15 protein-coding genes, 6 tRNA genes and 3 rRNA genes are annotated in these 21,953 nt (G+C 54.8%); 2 read left to right on the forward strand and 22 right to left on the reverse strand.

Going from position 1 to position 21,953, the window contains the following annotated elements; translation table 11 throughout:
- Nucleotides 1–18 precede the first annotated feature (18 nt).
- The 20 genes from rpoB to tyrS form a co-directional block, all read right to left on the reverse strand.
- Nucleotides 19–4,092: a DNA-directed RNA polymerase subunit beta gene (gene rpoB / locus KJF94_RS23590; RefSeq protein WP_214379170.1), complete on the reverse strand. Its 4,074-nt coding sequence runs from the start codon at nucleotides 4,090–4,092 to the stop codon at nucleotides 19–21.
- A gap of 220 nt (nucleotides 4,093–4,312) precedes the next feature.
- Nucleotides 4,313–4,678: a 50S ribosomal protein L7/L12 gene (gene rplL, locus KJF94_RS23595; protein WP_007896630.1), complete on the reverse strand. Its 366-nt coding sequence runs from the start codon at nucleotides 4,676–4,678 to the stop codon at nucleotides 4,313–4,315.
- 80 nt (nucleotides 4,679–4,758) lie between these two features.
- Nucleotides 4,759–5,259, reverse strand: a complete 501-nt coding sequence (gene rplJ / locus KJF94_RS23600; RefSeq protein WP_010467255.1) for a 50S ribosomal protein L10 — start codon at nucleotides 5,257–5,259, stop codon at nucleotides 4,759–4,761.
- A 198-nt stretch (nucleotides 5,260–5,457) separates the two neighbouring features.
- Nucleotides 5,458–6,153 carry a 50S ribosomal protein L1 gene (gene rplA, locus KJF94_RS23605; RefSeq protein WP_008041297.1) on the reverse strand — a complete coding sequence of 232 codons (696 nt, stop codon included), beginning with the start codon at nucleotides 6,151–6,153 and terminating at the stop codon, nucleotides 5,458–5,460.
- Complete coding sequence (rplK, locus tag KJF94_RS23610) at nucleotides 6,153–6,584, reverse strand: 50S ribosomal protein L11 (RefSeq protein WP_017341076.1); 432 nt, start codon at nucleotides 6,582–6,584, stop codon at nucleotides 6,153–6,155. Before rplK ends, rplA begins: the two co-directional genes overlap by 1 nt.
- A 117-nt stretch (nucleotides 6,585–6,701) precedes the next feature.
- Entirely contained in the window at nucleotides 6,702–7,235 is a 534-nt protein-coding gene (gene nusG, locus KJF94_RS23615) for a transcription termination/antitermination protein NusG (protein WP_007896622.1), read from the reverse strand.
- Nucleotides 7,236–7,244: 9 nt separating this feature from the next.
- Nucleotides 7,245–7,613: a preprotein translocase subunit SecE gene (secE, locus tag KJF94_RS23620; protein ID WP_007896620.1), complete on the reverse strand. Its 369-nt coding sequence runs from the start codon at nucleotides 7,611–7,613 to the stop codon at nucleotides 7,245–7,247.
- A gap of 45 nt (nucleotides 7,614–7,658) precedes the next feature.
- Nucleotides 7,659–7,734: transfer RNA gene (locus KJF94_RS23625), tRNA-Trp, on the reverse strand.
- A gap of 168 nt (nucleotides 7,735–7,902) precedes the next feature.
- Nucleotides 7,903–7,978, reverse strand: a tRNA-Thr gene (locus tag KJF94_RS23630).
- A gap of 26 nt (nucleotides 7,979–8,004) precedes the next feature.
- Nucleotides 8,005–8,078: transfer RNA gene (locus tag KJF94_RS23635), tRNA-Gly, on the reverse strand.
- Nucleotides 8,079–8,102: 24 nt separating this feature from the next.
- Nucleotides 8,103–8,187: transfer RNA gene (locus KJF94_RS23640), tRNA-Tyr, on the reverse strand.
- 142 nt (nucleotides 8,188–8,329) lie between these two features.
- The gene (locus KJF94_RS23645; RefSeq protein ID WP_214379172.1) at nucleotides 8,330–8,770 is read right to left on the reverse strand and encodes a hypothetical protein; all 441 of its coding nucleotides are present in this window, start codon (nucleotides 8,768–8,770) and stop codon (nucleotides 8,330–8,332) included.
- 7 nt (nucleotides 8,771–8,777) lie between these two features.
- Nucleotides 8,778–9,527, reverse strand: coding sequence for a pantothenate kinase (locus KJF94_RS23650; protein WP_214379174.1), 750 nt, complete (start codon nucleotides 9,525–9,527; stop codon nucleotides 8,778–8,780).
- Nucleotides 9,517–10,476 carry a bifunctional biotin--[acetyl-CoA-carboxylase] ligase/biotin operon repressor BirA gene (gene birA / locus KJF94_RS23655; protein WP_214379176.1) on the reverse strand — a complete coding sequence of 320 codons (960 nt, stop codon included), beginning with the start codon at nucleotides 10,474–10,476 and terminating at the stop codon, nucleotides 9,517–9,519. The genes KJF94_RS23650 and birA overlap by 11 nt, the downstream gene beginning before the upstream one ends.
- 136 nt (nucleotides 10,477–10,612) lie before the next feature.
- Nucleotides 10,613–10,728: ribosomal RNA gene (gene rrf, locus KJF94_RS23660) — 5S ribosomal RNA — on the reverse strand.
- Nucleotides 10,729–10,882: 154 nt separating this feature from the next.
- Nucleotides 10,883–13,773 (reverse strand): 23S ribosomal RNA (locus KJF94_RS23665).
- A gap of 236 nt (nucleotides 13,774–14,009) precedes the next feature.
- Nucleotides 14,010–14,085 (reverse strand) — tRNA-Ala (locus KJF94_RS23670).
- Nucleotides 14,086–14,113: 28 nt separating this feature from the next.
- Nucleotides 14,114–14,190: transfer RNA gene (locus KJF94_RS23675), tRNA-Ile, on the reverse strand.
- A gap of 82 nt (nucleotides 14,191–14,272) precedes the next feature.
- Nucleotides 14,273–15,809: ribosomal RNA gene (locus KJF94_RS23680) — 16S ribosomal RNA — on the reverse strand.
- The 16S, 23S and 5S rRNA genes sit together here with 2 tRNA genes alongside, the layout of an rRNA operon.
- Nucleotides 15,810–16,361: 552 nt before the next feature.
- The gene (tyrS, locus tag KJF94_RS23685) at nucleotides 16,362–17,561 is read right to left on the reverse strand and encodes a tyrosine--tRNA ligase (RefSeq protein WP_214379178.1); all 1,200 of its coding nucleotides are present in this window, start codon (nucleotides 17,559–17,561) and stop codon (nucleotides 16,362–16,364) included.
- Nucleotides 17,562–17,773: 212 nt separating this feature from the next.
- Here tyrS and KJF94_RS23690 point away from each other — a divergent pair, with 212 nt between their 5' ends.
- Both KJF94_RS23690 and KJF94_RS23695 read left to right on the forward strand, forming a co-directional pair.
- Entirely contained in the window at nucleotides 17,774–19,192 is a 1,419-nt protein-coding gene (locus tag KJF94_RS23690) for a peptidoglycan DD-metalloendopeptidase family protein (RefSeq protein WP_214379180.1), read from the forward strand.
- A gap of 3 nt (nucleotides 19,193–19,195) precedes the next feature.
- Entirely contained in the window at nucleotides 19,196–20,287 is a 1,092-nt protein-coding gene (locus tag KJF94_RS23695) for an anhydro-N-acetylmuramic acid kinase (RefSeq protein ID WP_214379182.1), read from the forward strand.
- Between the two features lie 72 nt (nucleotides 20,288–20,359).
- On the opposite strand, the gene erpA is transcribed toward KJF94_RS23695, so the two are convergent.
- Together erpA and argC are read right to left on the reverse strand one after the other, a co-directional pair.
- Nucleotides 20,360–20,710, reverse strand: coding sequence for an iron-sulfur cluster insertion protein ErpA (erpA, locus tag KJF94_RS23700; RefSeq protein ID WP_007906865.1), 351 nt, complete (start codon nucleotides 20,708–20,710; stop codon nucleotides 20,360–20,362).
- A 170-nt stretch (nucleotides 20,711–20,880) separates the two neighbouring features.
- Nucleotides 20,881–21,915, reverse strand: coding sequence for an N-acetyl-gamma-glutamyl-phosphate reductase (gene argC / locus KJF94_RS23705; RefSeq protein ID WP_084323888.1), 1,035 nt, complete (start codon nucleotides 21,913–21,915; stop codon nucleotides 20,881–20,883).
- Nucleotides 21,916–21,953 lie beyond the last annotated feature (38 nt).

A 21,953-nucleotide genomic window follows, 5' to 3' on the forward strand; every position in this document is an offset into this window, starting at 1 on the left:
CTCGATTCGCGTCACGTGTTATTCGGTTTCCAGATCGATATCGATGCCGAGGGAACGAATTTCCTTGATCAACACGTTGAAGGACTCGGGCATGCCCGGCTCCATACGGTGATCGCCATCCACGATGTTTTTGTACATCTTGGTACGGCCGTTCACATCGTCCGACTTCACTGTGAGCATTTCTTGCAGAGTGTAAGCAGCACCGTATGCTTCCAGTGCCCAGACCTCCATCTCCCCGAAACGCTGACCACCGAACTGCGCCTTACCACCCAGCGGCTGCTGGGTAACCAGGCTGTACGAACCGGTAGAACGAGCGTGCATCTTGTCGTCTACCAAGTGGTTCAGCTTCAGCATGTACATGTAGCCAACAGTAACCGGGCGCTCGAACTTGTTGCCGGTACGGCCGTCGGTCAGCTGCATCTGGCCGCTTTCTGGCAGGTCTGCCAGTTTCAGCATGGCCTTGATTTCGCTTTCCTTGGCACCGTCGAACACTGGAGTGGCCATTGGAACGCCGCCACGCAGGTTCTTCGCCAGATCCAGGATTTCCTGGTCGGAGAAGCTATCCAGATCTTCGTTACGACCGCCGATCTCGTTGTAGATCTCGTGCAGGAACTTGCGAAGCTCGGCGACTTTGCGCTGCTCTTCGATCATCCGGTTGATCTTCTCACCCAGACCTTTAGCCGCGAGGCCGAGGTGGGTTTCAAGGATCTGACCAACGTTCATACGCGAAGGTACGCCCAACGGGTTGAGGACGACGTCGACCGGGGTGCCATTGGCATCGTGCGGCATGTCTTCAACCGGCATGATCACGGAGACCACACCTTTGTTACCGTGACGACCGGCCATCTTGTCGCCCGGCTGGATGCGGCGACGGATTGCCAGGTAAACCTTGACGATTTTCAGCACGCCTGGAGCCAGGTCATCGCCCTGCTGCAGTTTGCGCTTCTTGTCTTCGAACTTGTCGTCCAGCAGACGGCGGCGATCAACGATGTAGGCCTGAGCCTTCTCGAGTTGCTCGTTCAGAGCATCTTCAGCCATGCGCAGTTTGAACCACTGACCATGCTCAAGACCGTCGAGAACTTCGTCGGTGATTTCCTGACCTTTCTTCAGACCGGCGCCGCCTTCGGCTTTGTGGCCGACCAGAGCGGAACGCAGACGTTCGAAAGTGGCGCCTTCAACGATACGGAACTCTTCGTTCAGGTCCTTGCGGATCTCGTCGAGTTGAGTCTTCTCGATCGACAGTGCACGAGCATCACGCTCAACGCCGTCGCGGGTGAAGACCTGTACGTCGATGACAGTACCTTTGGTGCCGGTAGGCACACGCAGGGAGGTGTCTTTAACGTCGCTGGCTTTTTCACCGAAGATGGCACGCAGCAGTTTTTCTTCCGGCGTCAGTTGGGTCTCGCCTTTCGGAGTGACCTTACCAACCAGGATGTCGCCTGCGCCTACTTCAGCACCTACGTAAACGATACCGGCTTCGTCCAGTTTGTTCAGTGCAGCTTCACCCACGTTCGGGATGTCTGCAGTGATTTCCTCTGGCCCAAGCTTGGTGTCACGTGCCACACAGGTCAGTTCCTGGATGTGGATCGTGGTGAAGCGATCTTCCTGAACCACACGCTCGGACAGGCAGATGGAGTCTTCGAAGTTGAAGCCGTTCCATGCCATGAACGCGATGCGCATGTTCTGACCCAGAGCCAGCTCACCCATGTCGGTGGACGGACCGTCGGCCATGATGTCGCTGCGCTGAACCCGATCACCTTTACGCACCAGCGGACGCTGGTTGATGCAGGTGTTCTGGTTGGAGCGGGTGTACTTGGTCAGGTTGTAGATGTCGACACCAGCTTCGCCGGTTTCAACTTCGTCATCAGCAACACGAACCACGATACGGCTGGCGTCGACGGAATCGATAACGCCACCACGACGAGCCACGACGCAAACGCCGGAGTCACGGGCTACGTTACGCTCCATGCCGGTACCGACCAGCGGCTTGTCAGCGCGCAGGGTTGGTACAGCTTGACGCTGCATGTTCGAACCCATCAACGCACGGTTGGCGTCGTCGTGCTCGAGGAACGGGATCAGCGACGCTGCGACCGAAACTACCTGTTTTGGCGATACGTCCATCAAGGTGACGTCTTCCGGCGCCTTGACGGTGAACTCGTTCAAGTGACGAACAGCTACCAGTTCGTCGATCAGGACTTTCTTGTCGTTCATCGTGGCCGAGGCCTGAGCGATCACGTGATCAGCTTCTTCGATGGCGGACAGGAACACGATCTCGTCGGTGACCAGAGCGTCTTTCACCACGCGGTACGGGCTTTCGAGGAAGCCGTACTGATTGGTGCGCGCATAGGCGGCCAGGGAGTTGATCAGACCGATGTTTGGACCTTCCGGCGTTTCAATCGGGCATACACGACCGTAGTGAGTCGGGTGTACGTCACGAACTTCAAAGCCGGCACGCTCACGAGTCAGACCGCCAGGGCCGAGTGCAGACACACGACGCTTGTGGGTGATCTCGGACAGCGGGTTGTTCTGGCCCATGAACTGGGACAGCTGGCTGGAACCGAAGAACTCTTTCACCGCCGCAGCCACTGGCTTGGCGTTGATCAGGTCTTGCGGCATCAGGCCTTCGCTTTCAGCCATCGACAGACGCTCTTTGACCGCACGCTCAACACGTACCAGGCCAACGCGGAACTGGTTCTCGGCCATTTCGCCTACACAGCGAACACGACGGTTACCCAGGTGGTCGATGTCATCGACGATGCCTTTACCGTTACGGATGTCGACAAGAGTCTTCAGTACCGCGACGATGTCTTCCTTGCACAACACGCCCGAACCTTCGATCTCGGTACGACCGATACGACGGTTGAACTTCATCCGGCCGACCGCAGACAGATCATAGCGCTCAGGGCTGAAGAACAGGTTGTTGAACAGGGTCTCGGCAGCGTCTTTGGTTGGCGGCTCGCCTGGACGCATCATGCGATAGATCTCGACCAGCGCTTCCAATTGGTTGCTGGTGGAGTCGATCTTCAGCGTGTCGGAGACGAACGGACCGCAGTCGATATCGTTGGTGTACAGAGTTTCGATGCGAACAACGCCGGCCTTGGCGATTTTCGCCAGGATCTCGGTGTTCAGCTCGGTGTTGCACTCTGCCAGGATTTCGCCGGTTGCCGGATGCACGATGACCTTGGCGGTAGTGCGACCCAGGACGTAGTCCAGAGGCACTTGCAGCTCTTTGATCCCTGCTTTTTCCAGCTGGTTGATGTGGCGAGCAGTGATACGACGACCTTGCTCGACAATAACCTTGCCTTTGTCATCCAGGATATCCAGGACAGCAATTTCACCACGCAGGCGCTGAGGCACCAGTTCCAGGCTGAGGTTTTCACCTTGCACGTGGAAGACGTTGGTGGTGTAGAACGCGTCGAGCACTTCTTCAGTGGTATAGCCGAGCGCGCGCAGCAGTACCGATGCAGGCAGCTTGCGACGACGGTCGATACGCACGAACACGCAGTCTTTCGGGTCGAACTCGAAGTCCAGCCACGAACCGCGGTAAGGAATGATTCGCGCGGAGTACAGCAGTTTGCCGGAGCTGTGCGTCTTGCCACGGTCGTGGTCGAAGAACACGCCCGGCGAACGGTGCAGCTGGGAAACGATTACACGCTCGGTACCGTTGATTACGAAGGTACCGTTCTCAGTCATCAGGGGGATTTCACCCATGTAGACTTCTTGCTCTTTGATGTCCTTGATCGCTTTGTTCGACGATTCTTTGTCGAAAATGATCAGGCGCACTTTTACCCGCAAAGGTACGGCGTAAGTTACACCGCGCAATACGCATTCTTTGACATCAAATGCCGGTTCGCCCAGGCGATAACCGACGTACTCCAGCGCAGCATTGCCGGAGTAGCTGATGATCGGGAAAACGGATTTGAAGGCCGCATGCAGGCCCACGTCGCGGAACTGATCTTTAGTCGCTCCCGCTTGCAAGAATTCACGATACGAATCCAGCTGGATGGCCAGGAGGTACGGCACATCCATGACGTCCGGCAACTTGCTAAAGTCCTTGCGGATACGTTTTTTCTCAGTATATGAGTAAGCCATCAGCGTTCCCCAGCTTGGTCACCTGCTTGTTTGGCCCCTCCCGACGGGAGCAGCCAGAAAATCGTGCAAACCCCATGGTTTGCGCCACCACATCGGGTGGTTACAGCTCGTTATCAGCACCGACCCAGTCGGCTGCCAATAACGGAAAAAGGCCGGTGGCAAGAGCCACCAGCCATCAGCCTTTCGCTTAACGCTCGGGCTGGAGGAGCAAAGTCGATGCTTACTTCAGCTCGACTTTAGCGCCTGCTTCTTCCAGAGTGGCTTTTGCTTTGTCAGCTGCATCTTTCGATACGGCTTCCAGAACGATGCCAGGAGCGCCGTCAACTACTGCCTTGGCTTCTTTCAGGCCCAGACCGGTCAGTTCACGTACTGCCTTGATCACGTTAACTTTCTTCTCGCCAGCTTCGGTCAGCATGACGTTGAATTCAGTTTGTTCTTCAACAACGGCAGCAACAGCAGCTGGACCAGCGGAAGCAGCGGCAGCGGAAACGCCGAACTTCTCTTCCATGGCCTTGATCAGCTCAACGATTTCCAGAACGGATTTTTCGCCGATTGCTTCGATGATTTGGTCGTTAGTCAGAGACATGACTATAAATTCCTGTATTGGGGTGACAGCCTACGCGGCCATCGAAATAAACAATAAACGCTGAAAGAAGTCGCTCAGCCTTAGGCTGCAGCAGCTTCTTTCTGGTCGCGAAGAGCCGCCAGAGTACGAGCCAATTTGCTGGTTGCGCCTTGAATCACGCTCATCAGCTGAGAAATTGCTTCGTCACGGGTCGGCAGGCTTGCCAGTACGTCGATCTGATTAGCCGCGAGGAACTTGCCCTCGAACGCAGCTGCCTTGATCTCGAACTTATCCTGACCTTTTGCAAATTCCTTGAAGATACGAGCAGCAGCGCCCGGATGTTCTTTGGAGAATGCAATCAAGGTCGGGCCAGTGAACACGTCGTTGAGCACGTCATATTGAGTGCCAGCAACGGCGCGCTTGAGCAGGGTGTTACGTACAACACGTACGTAAACGCCAGCTTCACGAGCCTCTTTACGGAGTCCGGTCATAGCGCCTACTGTTACGCCACGGGCATCAGCCACGACAGCGGACAGAGCAACTTGGGCAGCCTTGTTGACTTCAGCGACGATGGCCTTCTTGTCTTCAAGTTTAATTGCCACGGGAAAAACTCCTGCTTGTTACCGTTTCATCCAACCGAGGCCAGATGTCGTTTTGGTGTCTGATTCGGTAAGGAACCGGGAGCACCATCTGCGTAGGCTTGAGGTTTAAGACTTGCGCCGCCTACGGTCTTGGATAGCCCCCGCCAGGCAGGGACCCCAATCTTTCAATTGGCGCAATCACTTGCGCCAACTTGTGTCTTACGCGTCGAGCGAGCTTTGGTCGATGACCAGACCTGGGCCCATAGTGGTGCTCAGGGTAACGCGCTTGACATAAATGCCTTTCGAAGAAGCTGGCTTGATACGCTTCAGATCAGCGATCAGGGCTTCAACGTTTTCCTTCAGCTTGACGGCATCGAAGCCGATCTTGCCAACGGAAGTGTGGATGATGCCGTTTTTGTCGGTGCGATAACGAACCTGACCAGCCTTGGCGTTTTTAACCGCGGTGGCTACGTCTGGAGTTACGGTGCCGACTTTAGGGTTAGGCATCAGGCCACGTGGACCGAGGATCTGACCCAACTGACCTACAACGCGCATTGCATCCGGGGATGCGATCACTACGTCATAGTTCAGGTCGCCGCCTTTCATTTCGGCAGCCAGGTCGTCCATACCTACACGGTCAGCGCCGGCAGCCAGAGCGGCCTCAGCAGCTGGACCCTGGGTGAACACAGCAACGCGAACAGTCTTGCCAGTGCCGTGTGGCAGCACAGTAGCGCTACGAACGACCTGGTCGGATTTACGCGGGTCAACGCCGAGGTTCACAGCAACGTCGAACGACTCGCTGAACTTGACAGTCGACAGCTCAGCCAGCAGAGCAGCAGCGTCTACAAAGTTGTAGGACTTGCCTGCTTCGATTTTGCCGGCGATAGCCTTTTGACGCTTGGTCAACTTAGCCATTACACACCCTCCACGTTAAGGCCCATGCTACGAGCAGAACCGGCGATGGTACGCACGGCTGCTTCCATATCAGCTGCAGTCAGATCCGCGTTTTTAACTTTCGCGATATCTTCCAGCTGAGCACGAGTCACGGTGCCAACCTTAACGGTGTTCGGACGAGCGGAACCGCTAGTCAGACCGGCCGCCTTCTTCAGCAGAACCGAAGCAGGGGTGGATTTGGTTTCGAAAGTGAAGCTACGGTCGCTGTAGACAGTGATGATCACTGGAGTCGGCAGACCTGGCTCAATACCCTGAGTACGGGCGTTGAAAGCCTTGCAGAATTCCATGATGTTCACGCCGTGCTGACCCAGAGCAGGACCAACAGGTGGGCTTGGGTTAGCCTGAGCGGCCTTCACTTGCAGCTTGATGTAAGCGGTAATCTTCTTGGCCATGAGGCACTCCAATTACGGGTTCGAACGCCTCGAAAGGCTCCCCGGTTACTTGCGCGTTTATCCCAGTGACGACAAAACCCCACAGCCTAGGGCTGCGGGGTTGGGATGCTTGCCCAGCTAGACCTTTTCGACCTGGCTGAACTCGAGCTCTACCGGAGTAGAGCGACCGAAAATGAGCACTGCCACTTGGATCCGGCTCTTTTCGTAGTTAACTTCTTCAACCGTACCGGTAAAGTCGGCAAACGGCCCGTCATTGACACGCACCGACTCGCCTGGCTCGAACAACGTCTTCGGCTTCGGCTTGTCGCTACCATCAGCAACACGACGCAGAATCGCTTCTGCCTCTTTATCTGTAATCGGTGCAGGCTTATCAGCAGTACCGCCGATGAAACCCATCACCCGAGGAGTATCCTTGACCAAGTGCCAAGTACCCTCGTTCATGTCCATCTGAACCAGCACATAACCTGGGAAGAACTTGCGCTCGCTTTTGCGTTTCTGGCCATTACGCATTTCAACCACTTCTTCAGTGGGAACCAGAATTTCGCCAAAGCCATCTTCCATGCCAGCCAGCTTTACGCGCTCTACCAACGAGCGCATGACATGCTTCTCGTAACCGGAGTAAGCATGCACAACGTACCAACGCTTAGCCACGGGACACCCTTAGCCGACAATCAAGGAAACAAGCCAGCCGAGCAGGGAATCAAGCCCCCACAACAGCAACGCCATTACCAGAACAACAGCCACAACGATCAACGTGGTCTGCGTGGTTTCTTGGCGAGTTGGCCATACGACTTTACGAATCTCAGTGCGAGCTTCCTTAACCAGTACAAAGAAAGACTTGCCCTTGACTGTCTGCAGGCCTACAAAGGCAGCCACAGCAGCAATGACAAGCAATGCCAGCACGCGGTACAGGATCGGCGAAGCAGAGTAATACTGATTGCCAACAACGCCAACAACCACCAAAGCGACTACTACTAGCCACTTGAGCAGATCGAAGCGAGAGCCTTGAGCTTCAGCTTTAGGAGTCATCTATGAAGATCCTGTGAAAAGAAAGCCAGACCCACCAAGCGAATCTGGCAGGTCAGGAGGGAATCGAACCCCCAACCTACGGTTTTGGAGACCGTCGCTCTGCCAATTGAGCTACTGACCTAAAACAAAATCAGGCCGACCATTATGCCGGCCCAAAAAAGACATTACAACAATTTACTCAATAGCCTTTGCGCCTCACCATCACCGGAGTTCAAACCACCCCTGGAACAACGAAACACAACCAGACCATTAAAACAAAGGCAGATATTTTCATATCTGCCTTGTTATATGGAGCTCTTGAGCGGATTTGAACCGCTGACCTCACCCTTACCAAGGGTGTGCTCTACCAACTGAGCTACAAGAGCGCAACACTGCGCAAAACCTGCAAACTTGGAGCGGGTAGCGGGAATCGAACCCGCATCATCAGCTTGGAAGGCTGAGGTTCTACCACTAAACTATACCCGCGAGGCTTGCAGCTCTCGCTAAAAATGGTGGAGGGGGAAGGATTCGAACCTTCGAAGTCGTAGACGTCAGATTTACAGTCTGATCCCTTTGGCCGCTCGGGAACCCCTCCTAAGCGAGCCGGCATTCTATATCATGCCAGCCTTCTGTCAAGCATTTTCTCATTAAAAACCTGAGGTTAGCTGCGTTGACCTCGCTTTGCACCGTTAACCTTTAAAGGTCTTCACTGCGAAGCGGGCGCCATTCTATGCAAACTATTCAGCGGGTGCAACCCCCTCGCACGGCATTATTTTATGTTTTAACTCATTGAATTCTCTGGAAAGGTTTTGCAGTTGCACATCATCCAGCCAGCGCCGGCTTTCTGGGGCCACGCGAACCCAGTAACCAGCGAATTCAGGAAGATCCTTCGCCAAGGACTGATACTTGATTTCCATACCCGTCAGACGCCGCTCAAGCGGCTGCACGGCCTCCTGACGCGGAAAACCACCCAGGTAAAGACAATTGCTGTCTGCCTGAACAGGCTTTCCTTTATCGCGAGCAACATCCGTCGTCTCGCTCAACAGGCGAATATCTTGCTGACTGCCCCGGTACAAGCTCAAAGGAGTTACATCCTTTGCGCGCAGAGGGGCCTCTTGTTGATGCCAGATGTAATAAAACACATTGAGAACAAGCAGCAGCAGGAACAACCAACGCATAAGAACCTCAGGACAAGGGACACGCCATCGCCAACCCTACGAACACCAAATCAGGAACGACTTCGGCCTCAGGCACGATTTCGGAGACCAGCTCCGCATCCCCACCGGTGAGGAATACGGAAAAATCCGCACCCCAATAGCTGCGCGCGAGCTCTAGCTGAGTGAGAACAAAGCCTCTGAGCATCAGTGAGCAACCTCGCTCGACCGCCTCGACGGTCGTCCGGCCAGGGACAAGACTCTCCAGGGCACGCTCGGCAGCCACATCGCCGTAACGAATTTTACGGGTATGGGTACGCAGCTGGTTACGCATCAACGGCATTCCCGGACAGATGAATCCTCCAAGATGCTGCCCATCGCTGGCAACGAAGTCCGCTGTGACAGCAGTACCAAAATCGAGCACAAGGCAGGCACCCGATGCCAAATGGAATCCTCCTAGCATCGCCAGCCAGCGATCGAGCCCAAGTCGCTCGAACTCTTCATAACCGTTGCGAACTCCGGACATTTCTAGCGCAGGCGCAGCGCACACTACAGACACTTCGAAAGCATCTGACAGCAGGGAAATCAGTGCGCCAGTTTCATCCGCGGTCCTGACACTGACCAAACGGCAAAACCTGAGAGCAAGGCCATTGAGCGCATTCAAACTCTCCAGCAACGCGAGATTCGAATCGACAACCCCCTCACCGACCGTTTGACTAGCCTCGGCCTCCAGCACCCGCCATTTGATGAAACTGTTTCCGCAGTCAAGCTCAAGAATCATCACGCAACCTCAAGCTGAGCTCACCACCACTAAATACCTTTTCCACACCACTCACCTTCAAGCGCAGAGCACCCTGACTATCAATACCCAGCACTTCACCATCTATTTGGTTAAAACCAGCGATCAACGACACCGCCCGCCCCTGCCATAGATGATTTTGCTCCCACTCAGCCTGGATAGCGGGAAATCCGTCGACCTGATGCCGCCCCAAATAGACCTGGAGCATCTGACCCAACTGTGCGACTAGATGATTGCGATCGAATTCCCGCCCCGACTCGAGCCGCATGGACGTCCACTGCTGATCAACCTCATCTGTCATCTGCATATTCACATTAATTCCAACACCCAGCACCACATGACACACGTCAGCCGGATCCCCAACCAACTCGAGCAGTATTCCCGCGATTTTTTTCTGACCAACCAGAACATCGTTCGGCCACTTCAAACCCGCTTCCGAAACACCCAGCCCCCTCAAGGTTTGCATGACGGCGAGCCCGACAACAAGGCTCAAGCCTTCGAGCTGGCGCATGCCACCCTCAATACGCAGCACCAGACTGTAATAGATATTTTCTGCGAAAGGACTCGCCCACTTACGCCCACGGCGCCCACGACCAGACGTCTGCCGCTCGGCGAGCACAAGGAATGGCGCTGTTTGGCCACGATCAATTGCACGTAACGCCTCAGCATTAGTGGAGTCAATTGAATCGAAAACAAGAATGGGCCAATCACAAGAAGGCGCCTGCCCTGCTATCGCGACAGAATCAAGCAGTGTCAACGGCGAAGCCAGCTGATAACCGCGCCCTCGCACCTTGTGAATAGACAAGCCAAGCTCAGCTTCTAAAAGCTGAAGTTGTTTCCATACAGCGCTACGACTGACACCCAAAGCGGCGCCCAGGGCCTGACCTGAATGGAATCGGCCATCCTTAAGAAGCTTTAACAATGTCAGCATGCAAGTCTCGCCTCACAATGAGGCCCGCATAATAGCCACGCCTTGATCTGTTGCATAGAAACCGTCTTGGGCAGATTTTCCTGCGGGCAAAACAAAACCCCTACCTGCATACGCAGATAGGGGTTTCGGAATTTAATCTTGACGATGACCTACTCTCACATGGGGAAACCCCACACTACCATCGGCGATGCATCGTTTCACTGCTGAGTTCGGGATGGGATCAGGTGGTTCCAATGCTCTATGGTCGTCAAGAAATTCGGTAGCCAGCTCGTGTACCTTACGGTTCACGCTCCAGCGAATGGGTATGCGATAGTTTGTGTGTTTGTTTCTCGAACTTTCGGTTCGTTTCGTCTTCACACACCGCAATCTGATGCTCTTTCGAGTAGTCAAATTACTTGGGTGTTATATGGTCAAGCCTCACGGGCAATTAGTATTGGTTAGCTCAACGCCTCACAGCGCTTACACACCCAACCTATCAACGTCGTAGTCTTCGACGGCCCTTCAGGGGACTCAAGGTCCCAGTGAGATCTCATCTTGAGGCTAGTTTCCCGCTTAGATGCTTTCAGCGGTTATCTATTCCGAACATAGCTACCCGGCAATGCCACTGGCGTGACAACCGGAACACCAGAGGTTCGTCCACTCCGGTCCTCTCGTACTAGGAGCAGCCCCTCTCAAATCTCAAACGTCCACGGCAGATAGGGACCGAACTGTCTCACGACGTTCTAAACCCAGCTCGCGTACCACTTTAAATGGCGAACAGCCATACCCTTGGGACCGGCTTCAGCCCCAGGATGTGATGAGCCGACATCGAGGTGCCAAACACCGCCGTCGATATGAACTCTTGGGCGGTATCAGCCTGTTATCCCCGGAGTACCTTTTATCCGTTGAGCGATGGCCCTTCCATACAGAACCACCGGATCACTAAGACCTACTTTCGTACCTGCTCGACGTGTCTGTCTCGCAGTCAAGCGCGCTTTTGCCTTTATACTCTACGACCGATTTCCGACCGGTCTGAGCGCACCTTCGTACTCCTCCGTTACTCTTTAGGAGGAGACCGCCCCAGTCAAACTACCCACCATACACTGTCCTCGATCCGGATAACGGACCTGAGTTAGAACCTCAAAGTTGCCAGGGTGGTATTTCAAGGTTGGCTCCACGCGAACTGGCGTCCACGCTTCAAAGCCTCCCACCTATCCTACACAAGCAAATTCAAAGTCCAGTGCAAAGCTATAGTAAAGGTTCACGGGGTCTTTCCGTCTAGCCGCGGATACACTGCATCTTCACAGCGATTTCAATTTCACTGAGTCTCGGGTGGAGACAGCGCCGCCATCGTTACGCCATTCGTGCAGGTCGGAACTTACCCGACAAGGAATTTCGCTACCTTAGGACCGTTATAGTTACGGCCGCCGTTTACCGGGGCTTCGATCAAGAGCTTCGCGTTAGCTAACCCCATCAATTAACCTTCCGGCACCGGGCAGGCGTCACACCCTATACGTCCACTTTCGTGTTTGCAGAGTGCTGTGTTTTTAATAAACAGTCGCAGCGGCCTGGTATCTTCGACCGGCATGGGCTTACGGAGCAAGTCCTTCACCCTCACCGGCGCACCTTCTCCCGAAGTTACGGTGCCATTTTGCCTAGTTCCTTCACCCGAGTTCTCTCAAGCGCCTTGGTATTCTCTACCCAACCACCTGTGTCGGTTTGGGGTACGGTTCCTGGTTACCTGAAGCTTAGAAGCTTTTCTTGGAAGCATGGCATCAACCACTTCGTGTTCTAAAAGAACACTCGTCATCAGCTCTCGGCCTTAGAATCCCGGATTTACCTAAGATTCCAGCCTACCACCTTAAACTTGGACAACCAACGCCAAGCTGGCCTAGCCTTCTCCGTCCCTCCATCGCAATAACCAGAAGTACAGGAATATTAACCTGTTTTCCATCGACTACGCTTTTCAGCCTCGCCTTAGGGACCGACTAACCCTGCGTCGATTAACGTTGCGCAGGAAACCTTGGTCTTTCGGCGTGGGTGTTTTTCACACCCATTGTCGTTACTCATGTCAGCATTCGCACTTCTGATACCTCCAGCAAGCTTCTCAACTCACCTTCACAGGCTTACAGAACGCTCCTCTACCGCATCACCTAAGTGATACCCGTAGCTTCGGTGTATGGTTTGAGCCCCGTTACATCTTCCGCGCAGGCCGACTCGACTAGTGAGCTATTACGCTTTCTTTAAAGGGTGGCTGCTTCTAAGCCAACCTCCTAGCTGTCTAAGCCTTCCCACATCGTTTCCCACTTAACCATAACTTTGGGACCTTAGCTGACGGTCTGGGTTGTTTCCCTTTTCACGACGGACGTTAGCACCCGCCGTGTGTCTCCCATGCTCGGCACTTGTAGGTATTCGGAGTTTGCATCGGTTTGGTAAGTCGGGATGACCCCCTAGCCGAAACAGTGCTCTACCCCTACAGTGATACATGAGGCGCTACCTAAATAGCTTTCGAGGAGAACCAGCTATCTCCGAGCTTGATTAGCCTTTCACTCCGATCCACAGGTCATCCGCTAACTTTTCAACGGTAGTCGGTTCGGTCCTCCAGTTAGTGTTACCCAACCTTCAACCTGCCCATGGATAGATCGCCCGGTTTCGGGTCTATTCCCAGCGACTAGACGCCCTATTAAGACTCGCTTTCGCTACGCCTCCCCTATTCGGTTAAGCTCGCCACTGAAAATAAGTCGCTGACCCATTATACAAAAGGTACGCAGTCACCCAACAAAGTGGGCTCCCACTGCTTGTACGCATACGGTTTCAGGATCTATTTCACTCCCCTCTCCGGGGTTCTTTTCGCCTTTCCCTCACGGTACTAGTTCACTATCGGTCAGTCAGTAGTATTTAGCCTTGGAGGATGGTCCCCCCATATTCAGACAAAGTTTCTCGTGCTCCGTCCTACTCGATTTCATTGATAAGAGATTTTCGCGTACAGGGCTATCACCCACTATGGCCGCACTTTCCAGAGCGTTCCGCTAATCTCAAATCAACTTAAGGGCTAGTCCCCGTTCGCTCGCCACTACTAAGGGAATCTCGGTTGATTTCTTTTCCTCAGGGTACTTAGATGTTTCAGTTCCCCTGGTTCGCTTCTTAAGCCTATGTATTCAGCTTAAGATACCTAACTTATGTTAGGTGGGTTCCCCCATTCAGACATCTCCGGATCAAAGTCTGTTTGCCGACTCCCCGAAGCTTTTCGCAGGCTACCACGTCTTTCATCGCCTCTGACTGCCAAGGCATCCACCGTATGCGCTTCTTCACTTGACCATATAACCCCAAGCAATCTGGTTATACTGTGAAGACGACATTCGCCGAAAATTCGCGATTAAACTCACAAATTTTACCTTAGCCTGATCCGTTACCAGTGAAAGTAACGTTCAGTCTATCTTTCTATCACATACCCAAATTTTTAAAGAACGATCTAGCCAAAGACTAGAAATCAACATTCATCACCATCACGATGGAATGCTCATTTCTAAGCTTTATACAATCAGAAGCAGTAGTGGTGGAGCCAAACGGGATCGAACCGTTGACCTCCTGCGTGCAAGGCAGGCGCTCTCCCAGCTGAGCTATGGCCCCGTATTGCTACAGGATCCCACACAAAAATTGGTGGGTCTGGGCAGATTCGAACTGCCGACCTCACCCTTATCAGGGGTGCGCTCTAACCAACTGAGCTACAGACCCAATTTCGGGCTGCTTCTTATCGTCTTCTTCAATGAATCAAGCAATTCGTGTGGGAACTTATGGAGCAGCTGATGTCGTCGATTAAGGAGGTGATCCAGCCGCAGGTTCCCCTACGGCTACCTTGTTACGACTTCACCCCAGTCATGAATCACACCGTGGTAACCGTCCTCCCGAAGGTTAGACTAGCTACTTCTGGTGCAACCCACTCCCATGGTGTGACGGGCGGTGTGTACAAGGCCCGGGAACGTATTCACCGCGACATTCTGATTCGCGATTACTAGCGATTCCGACTTCACGCAGTCGAGTTGCAGACTGCGATCCGGACTACGATCGGTTTTCTGGGATTAGCTCCACCTCGCGGCTTGGCAACCCTCTGTACCGACCATTGTAGCACGTGTGTAGCCCAGGCCGTAAGGGCCATGATGACTTGACGTCATCCCCACCTTCCTCCGGTTTGTCACCGGCAGTCTCCTTAGAGTGCCCACCATTACGTGCTGGTAACTAAGGACAAGGGTTGCGCTCGTTACGGGACTTAACCCAACATCTCACGACACGAGCTGACGACAGCCATGCAGCACCTGTCTCAATGTTCCCGAAGGCACCAATCCATCTCTGGAAAGTTCATTGGATGTCAAGGCCTGGTAAGGTTCTTCGCGTTGCTTCGAATTAAACCACATGCTCCACCGCTTGTGCGGGCCCCCGTCAATTCATTTGAGTTTTAACCTTGCGGCCGTACTCCCCAGGCGGTCAACTTAATGCGTTAGCTGCGCCACTAAGAGCTCAAGGCTCCCAACGGCTAGTTGACATCGTTTACGGCGTGGACTACCAGGGTATCTAATCCTGTTTGCTCCCCACGCTTTCGCACCTCAGTGTCAGTATCAGTCCAGGTGGTCGCCTTCGCCACTGGTGTTCCTTCCTATATCTACGCATTTCACCGCTACACAGGAAATTCCACCACCCTCTACCATACTCTAGCTTGTCAGTTTTGAATGCAGTTCCCAGGTTGAGCCCGGGGATTTCACATCCAACTTAACAAACCACCTACGCGCGCTTTACGCCCAGTAATTCCGATTAACGCTTGCACCCTCTGTATTACCGCGGCTGCTGGCACAGAGTTAGCCGGTGCTTATTCTGTCGGTAACGTCAAAACAGCAAAGTATTAATTTACTGCCCTTCCTCCCAACTTAAAGTGCTTTACAATCCGAAGACCTTCTTCACACACGCGGCATGGCTGGATCAGGCTTTCGCCCATTGTCCAATATTCCCCACTGCTGCCTCCCGTAGGAGTCTGGACCGTGTCTCAGTTCCAGTGTGACTGATCATCCTCTCAGACCAGTTACGGATCGTCGCCTTGGTGAGCCATTACCTCACCAACTAGCTAATCCGACCTAGGCTCATCTGATAGCGCAAGGCCCGAAGGTCCCCTGCTTTCTCCCGTAGGACGTATGCGGTATTAGCGTCCGTTTCCGAGCGTTATCCCCCACTACCAGGCAGATTCCTAGGCATTACTCACCCGTCCGCCGCTCTCAAGAGAAGCAAGCTTCTCTCTACCGCTCGACTTGCATGTGTTAGGCCTGCCGCCAGCGTTCAATCTGAGCCATGATCAAACTCTTCAGTTCAAACATCTTTGGGTTTTTAAGAAACCCTAAACTTGGCTCAGCAATCGTTGGTTACATCTTTGATTTCTCGCGGAGTAACTTGTGATGCTGATAATCTTGTTGACTATCAGTCTGACTCCACAAGCACCCACACGAATTGCTTGATTCAGTTGTTAAAGAGCGGTTGGTTAAGATCTTTCGTCTCAACCGAGGCGCGCATTCTACAGCGTCCTCTGTATCTGTCAAGCGGTTATTTTCAGAAGTTTTCAAAGTTTCCTTTGCAACTTCAACCACTTGCGCTTCCGATCTCTCGTTAGCGGGAGGCGAATTCTACAGCGTTGTTCGCTGCTGTCAACACCTCTTTTTCTCCGCTTTCGACCGAGACGATCGAACCGTCAAAAGAGCCCAACAACACCGCTCTTTCAACTCCTTCCAGGCCTCGATGAACTGAAGCAACTCGCTGTCGAAAACTGCGTAACTCTTTGTTTACCAAGGAGTTTTCCGTTTCGACTGCGCCGGAAGTGGGGCGAATTATAGACTTCCAGAATCTGCCGTCAACCCTTAACTTCAGCTTTATTCGGTTTTAAGCGAAATACGCGCAAACGCCTTCTTTCCAGCCTGGCAAACATGGGTCGCGCCCAGTGCGTATATAAAGGTGCGATCGACAACCTCACCATCTATACGAACACCGCCAGAATTCAGGAGATCACGCGCCACCGCCGAGTTCTTCACGAGACCGGCCTTATTAAGGACGGCAGCGATCGGCATATCTTCGGTAGCGGTCAATTCGATTTCCGGCAAATCATCCGGCAGCTCGCCATCCTTCATGCGGTTACCCGCGGCACGGTGAGCATTGGCTGCAGCCTCTTCACCATGGAAGCGTGCAACGATCTCTTCGGCCAGCTTGATCTTGATGTCACGCGGATTGGCACCTGCCTCGACATCAGCACGGAATGCATTGATCTCGTCCATGGAGCGGAAGCTGAGCAATTCGAAGTAACGCCACATCAGCGCATCCGGAATGGAAACCAGCTTGCCGTACATCACACCCGGCGCCTCCTGGATGCCGACGTAGTTGCCCAACGATTTGGACATCTTCTTCACGCCATCCAAGCCTTCGAGCAATGGCATAGTCAGAATGCACTGAGCCTCCTGCCCGTAACCACGCTGCAGCTCACGCCCCATCAGCAGGTTGAACTTCTGGTCGGTGCCGCCCAACTCGACATCCGCGCGCAAGGCGACCGAGTCGTAACCCTGAACCAGCGGATAGAGGAACTCGTGAATGGCGATTGGCTGATTGGTCGTGTATCGCTTGTCGAAGTCGTCACGCTCGAGCATGCGTGCAACGGTGTACTGCGATGTCAGGCGTATGAAGTCGGCCGGCCCCATCTGGTCCATCCAGGTGGAGTTGAACGCCACTTCGGTTTTCGCCGGATCAAGAATCTTGAAGACTTGAGTCTTGTAGGTCTCGGCATTCTCGAGAACCTGCTCACGGGTAAGCGGTGGACGCGTTGCGCTCTTGCCGCTCGGATCACCGATCATCCCGGTGAAGTCACCTATAAGGAAGATCACCTGATGCCCCAGCTCCTGGAACTGACGCAGCTTATTAATAAGCACGGTGTGACCCAGGTGCAAATCCGGCGCAGTCGGATCGAAGCCTGCCTTAATACGCAGCGGCTGGCCACGCTTGAGCTTTTCGATCAGCTCGGACTCGACCAACAGTTCTTCCGCACCACGTTTGATCAGCGCTAGCTGCTCTTCAACCGACTTCATAACAGACCCGCAAGGCTCGAATTCAAAGGGGACCAACCATACAAGATCACGCGTCAAATACAAAGTTTGGCCGGCGCAATGACGCCAATCCGCTGGCAGAGTGACCACGGACTTGCTTCAGAGATGATTTGGTTATATTTTATACAGTTATTTCATCTTCATCATGTCATTCATCTTTTCCAATTCATCTTTTTTCAAAGTCAAAATTACCTATGACCAAAGAATCGTCTAAAGCGCCACCGCTTTACCCGAAGACCCACCTGCTCGCAGCAAGTGGCATCGCCGCCCTTCTGAGCCTGGCGCTTCTGGTATTTCCTTCCAGTGATGTAGAAGCCAAAAAGACGACCCTGAGTCTTGAACTGGATAGCCCTGCTGAACAACTGACACAAGATCAAGACGCTGCCGACGCGGTCCAAGCCACAAATGAACCGGCAACTTCCCCTTTCGCGCAGATCGAAAGCAGCGCCGAAGACACCCCGGAAACCGCTCAGGCCGCACCTGCGCCGGTTGTCGAAGAAAAGAAGGCACCCAATCACAGGGAAGTGATCGTCGCCAAAGGCGACACGCTCTCTACCCTGTTCGAGAAAGTCGGTCTTCCAGCCGCGTCGGTGCATGAAGTACTGGCCAGCGACAAGCAGGCCAAGCAGTTCAGCCAGCTCAAACATGGCCAGAAACTCGAGTTTGAACTGAACCCAGAAGGCCAGCTAATCAACCTGCATAGCAAGGTCAGCGACCTCGAAAGCATCACACTGACCAAGAATGACAAGGGTTATGCATTCAACAGAATTACCGCCAAGCCTACTGTGCGTTCTGCCTACGTTCATGGCGTGATCAACAGCTCGCTGTCGCAATCCGCCGCTCGCGCCGGCCTGTCCCACAGCCTGACCATGGATATGGCCAGCGTGTTTGGCTATGACGTCGACTTCGCCCAGGATATTCGCCAGGGTGACGAATTCGACGTGATCTACGAACAGAAAGTCGTCAATGGCAAGGCCGTCGGTAACGGGCCGATCCTCTCTGCGCGCTTTACCAACCGCGGCAAGACCTACACCGCCGTGCGTTACACCAACAAACAAGGCAACAGCAGCTACTACACCGCTGACGGCAACAGCATGCGCAAGGCGTTTATTCGCACGCCGGTAGACTTCGCCCGCATCAGCTCCAAGTTTTCCATGGGCCGCAAGCACCCGATCCTGAACAAGATCCGCGCCCACAAAGGTGTCGATTACGCAGCTCCTCGCGGCACGCCAATCAAGGCGGCCGGCGACGGCAAAGTGTTGTTGGCCGGTCGCCGCGGCGGCTACGGCAATACCGTGATCATTCAACACGGCAACACCTATCGCACGCTGTATGGCCACATGCAGGGATTTGCCAAAGGCGTCCAGACCGGTAGCTCTGTAAAGCAGGGTCAAGTCATTGGCTACATCGGCACCACTGGTCTGTCTACTGGCCCGCACCTGCACTACGAGTTCCAGGTCAATGGTGTGCACGTCGATCCGCTGGGTCAAAAGGTGGCGATGGCCGATCCGATTTCCAAAGCAGAACGCGCTCGCTTCCTCGCGCAGAGTCAGCCGCTGATGGCGCGCATGGACCAAGAGAAGTCCACCCAACTGGCTTCGAGCAAGCGCTAAGCCATGACGCTCTATATAGGTGTGATGTCCGGTACCAGCCTCGACGGCCTGGACATCGCGCTGGTCGAGGTGGCACCGGCGATCAAGCTGATCGCCACGCACTACATCCCCATGCCTGACTCCCTGCGCACTGAGCTGCTTGGCTTGTGCTCCAGCGGCCCGGACGAAATTGCCCGCTCAGCCATTGCGCAGCAGAACTGGGTAAAGCTGGCGGCGCAGGGCATTCATACCCTTCTTGATCAACAAAACCTGAAACCCGAAGACATTCGCGCGATTGGCAGCCACGGCCAGACCATTCGCCACGAACCGGCGCGCGGCTTCACGGTGCAAATCGGCAACCCTGCCCTGCTGACCGAATTGACCGGCATCACCGTGGTCAGCGACTTCCGCAGTCGCGACGTTGCGGCTGGCGGGCAAGGTGCACCATTGGTTCCAGCGTTTCACGAAACGCTATTTGAAGAACAGGCCGGCAACCGCGCGGTACTGAATGTTGGCGGCTTCAGCAACCTCAGCCTGATCGAGCCCGGCAAACCTGTGGCGGGCTTCGACTGCGGCCCGGGGAACGTGTTGCTGGACGCCTGGATTCATCAGCAACGCGGCGAGAACTTTGATCGCGACGGTCAATGGGCCGCCAGCGGCAAGGTCGAACCTGCCCTGCTGAAAGCGCTACTCGGCGATCCATTCTTCGTGACTAAAGGCCCGAAAAGTACTGGTCGTGAAGTGTTCAACTTGCCATGGCTGACACAGCACCTGTCAAAACTGCCGGCCTTCGCCGCCGAAGACGTGCAAGCAACGCTGCTTGAGCTGACCGCACTGACCATCACCGAATCACTGCAAAGCGCTCAATCAGATACCCGGGAGTTGCTGGTCTGCGGCGGCGGCGCACACAACGCCACATTGATGAACCGCCTGGCCAGCCTGCTGCCTGACGCCAAAGTCAGCAGCACAGCCACTCACGGCGTTGACCCCGACTGGGTAGAGGCCATGGCCTTCGCGTGGCTGGCCCACTGCTGCCTCGAAGGCATCGCCGCCAACCGCCCAAGCGTCACCGGCGCCCGCGGCCTGCGCGTACTCGGCGCCATCTACCCCGCCTGAAGCAGAATCCCGGACAGCAAAACGCCGCAGGCCCCTGAGGTCCTGCGGCGTTTGTTTATGCGGTAAGCGCGATCAGATCGAGAACGAAGAGCCGCAGCCACACGTGGTGGTAGCGTTCGGGTTCTTGATGACGAAACGCGAACCTTCCAGACCTTCCTGGTAATCCACCTCGGCGCCTGCCAGGTACTGGAAGCTCATCGGATCGACGACCAGACTCACACCCTCGCGCTCGACGATGGTGTCGTCATCAGCCACTTCTTCATCGAAGGTAAAGCCGTACTGAAAACCTGAACAACCGCCGCCCGTAACGAATACGCGCAGCTTCAAGCGATCATTCCCCTCTTCATCGACCAGGCTCTTCACCTTGTGCGCGGCACCGTGGGTGAATTGCAAAGCCGTGGGGGTGAAGGATTCGACGCTCATGCTAACTATCTCCCGGCGTTACGCCGCCATAATGCGTGATGACGCGCATTATCCGCTTCTCCTAGAAAATCGGTCAACTATTGTTACGGTATATCAATAAACCCGATTGCCGGCCAGAAATGCAAAAAGGCCCGTTTGACGGGCCTTTTTGCTGAGCGGGCTCTAAAGCCTTACGGCAGCATGCCGGCGTGGGACAGGCCCAGACGCTCATCCAGCCCAAACAGGATGTTCAGGTTCTGCACTGCCTGACCTGACGCGCCTTTGACCAGGTTATCGATCACCGACAACACCACCACCAGATCACCGTCCTGCGGACGATGCACGGCGATACGGCAGACGTTGGCGCCGCGCACGCTGCGGGTTTCCGGGTGGCTGCCTGCTGGCATCACATCAACGAACGGTTCGTTGGCATAACGCTTTTCAAACAGCGCCTGCAGATCCACCGAGCGATCCACGACCGTCGCGTAGAGCGTCGAGTGAATGCCGCGAATCATCGGGGTCAGGTGCGGAACGAAGGTCAGCCCGACGTCCTTGCCTGCAGCACGACGCAGCCCCTGGCGAATTTCCGGCAAGTGACGGTGACCTTTGACGGCATAGGCCTTCATGCTTTCCGATGTCTCGGAGTACAGCGAACCTACGGAAGCGCCACGACCGGCACCGCTCACGCCGGATTTGCAGTCAGCGATCAAGCGAGTGGTATCGGCCAGGCCAGCTTCGAGCAATGGCAGGAAACCCAGTTGCGTAGCGGTCGGGTAGCAACCTGGCACGGCAATCAGGCGAGCCTTTTTGATCTGCTCGCGATTGACCTCCGGCAAGCCGTAGACCGCTTCATCCAGCAGTTCCGGCGCACCGTGAGGCTGGCCGTACCACTTGGCCCATTCGTCAGCGTCTTGCAGACGGAAGTCCGCCGACAGGTCGATGACCTTGGTCCCGGCCGCCAGCAGTTCACCGGCCAGCGCGTGGGCGACACCGTGAGGCGTGGCGAAGAACACCACGTCGCAGGCGCCCAGGGTCTTGATGTCCGGAACGCTGAACGCCAGGCCATCGTAATGACCGCGCAGGTTCGGGTACATATCAGCCACGGCCAGACCGGCCTCGGATCGGGAAGTGATCACCACCACTTCTGCCTGCGGATGCTGTGCCAACAGACGCAGCAGTTCGACACCGGTGTAACCCGTGCCGCCGACGATACCGACCTTGACCATAAACCTGCCCTCAACGAACCCACTGGAAAGCCGTCGAT

Source organism: Pseudomonas hormoni, from assembly GCF_018502625.1.
Classification (GTDB): domain Bacteria; phylum Pseudomonadota; class Gammaproteobacteria; order Pseudomonadales; family Pseudomonadaceae; genus Aquipseudomonas; species Aquipseudomonas hormoni.

Excerpts from the sequence above, each read along its gene's own strand:
- birA (WP_214379176.1), bottom strand. The coding sequence starts at position 10,476 with ATGCTGACATTGTTAAAGCTTCTTAAGGATGGCCGATTCCATTCAGGT.
- erpA (WP_007906865.1), bottom strand. The coding sequence starts at position 20,710 with ATGAGCGTCGAATCCTTCACCCCCACGGCTTTGCAATTCACCCACGGT.
- rplL (WP_007896630.1), bottom strand. The coding sequence starts at position 4,678 with ATGTCTCTGACTAACGACCAAATCATCGAAGCAATCGGCGAAAAATCC.
- secE (WP_007896620.1), bottom strand. The coding sequence starts at position 7,613 with ATGACTCCTAAAGCTGAAGCTCAAGGCTCTCGCTTCGATCTGCTCAAG.
- KJF94_RS23695 (WP_214379182.1), top strand. The coding sequence starts at position 19,196 with ATGACGCTCTATATAGGTGTGATGTCCGGTACCAGCCTCGACGGCCTG.
- rplA (WP_008041297.1), bottom strand. The coding sequence starts at position 6,153 with ATGGCTAAGTTGACCAAGCGTCAAAAGGCTATCGCCGGCAAAATCGAA.
- rplK (WP_017341076.1), bottom strand. The coding sequence starts at position 6,584 with ATGGCCAAGAAGATTACCGCTTACATCAAGCTGCAAGTGAAGGCCGCT.
- KJF94_RS23645 (WP_214379172.1), bottom strand. The coding sequence starts at position 8,770 with ATGCGTTGGTTGTTCCTGCTGCTGCTTGTTCTCAATGTGTTTTATTAC.
- tyrS (WP_214379178.1), bottom strand. The coding sequence starts at position 17,561 with ATGAAGTCGGTTGAAGAGCAGCTAGCGCTGATCAAACGTGGTGCGGAA.
- KJF94_RS23650 (WP_214379174.1), bottom strand. The coding sequence starts at position 9,527 with ATGATTCTTGAGCTTGACTGCGGAAACAGTTTCATCAAATGGCGGGTG.
- KJF94_RS23690 (WP_214379180.1), top strand. The coding sequence starts at position 17,774 with ATGACCAAAGAATCGTCTAAAGCGCCACCGCTTTACCCGAAGACCCAC.
- rpoB (WP_214379170.1), bottom strand. The coding sequence starts at position 4,092 with ATGGCTTACTCATATACTGAGAAAAAACGTATCCGCAAGGACTTTAGC.
- argC (WP_084323888.1), bottom strand. The coding sequence starts at position 21,915 with ATGGTCAAGGTCGGTATCGTCGGCGGCACGGGTTACACCGGTGTCGAA.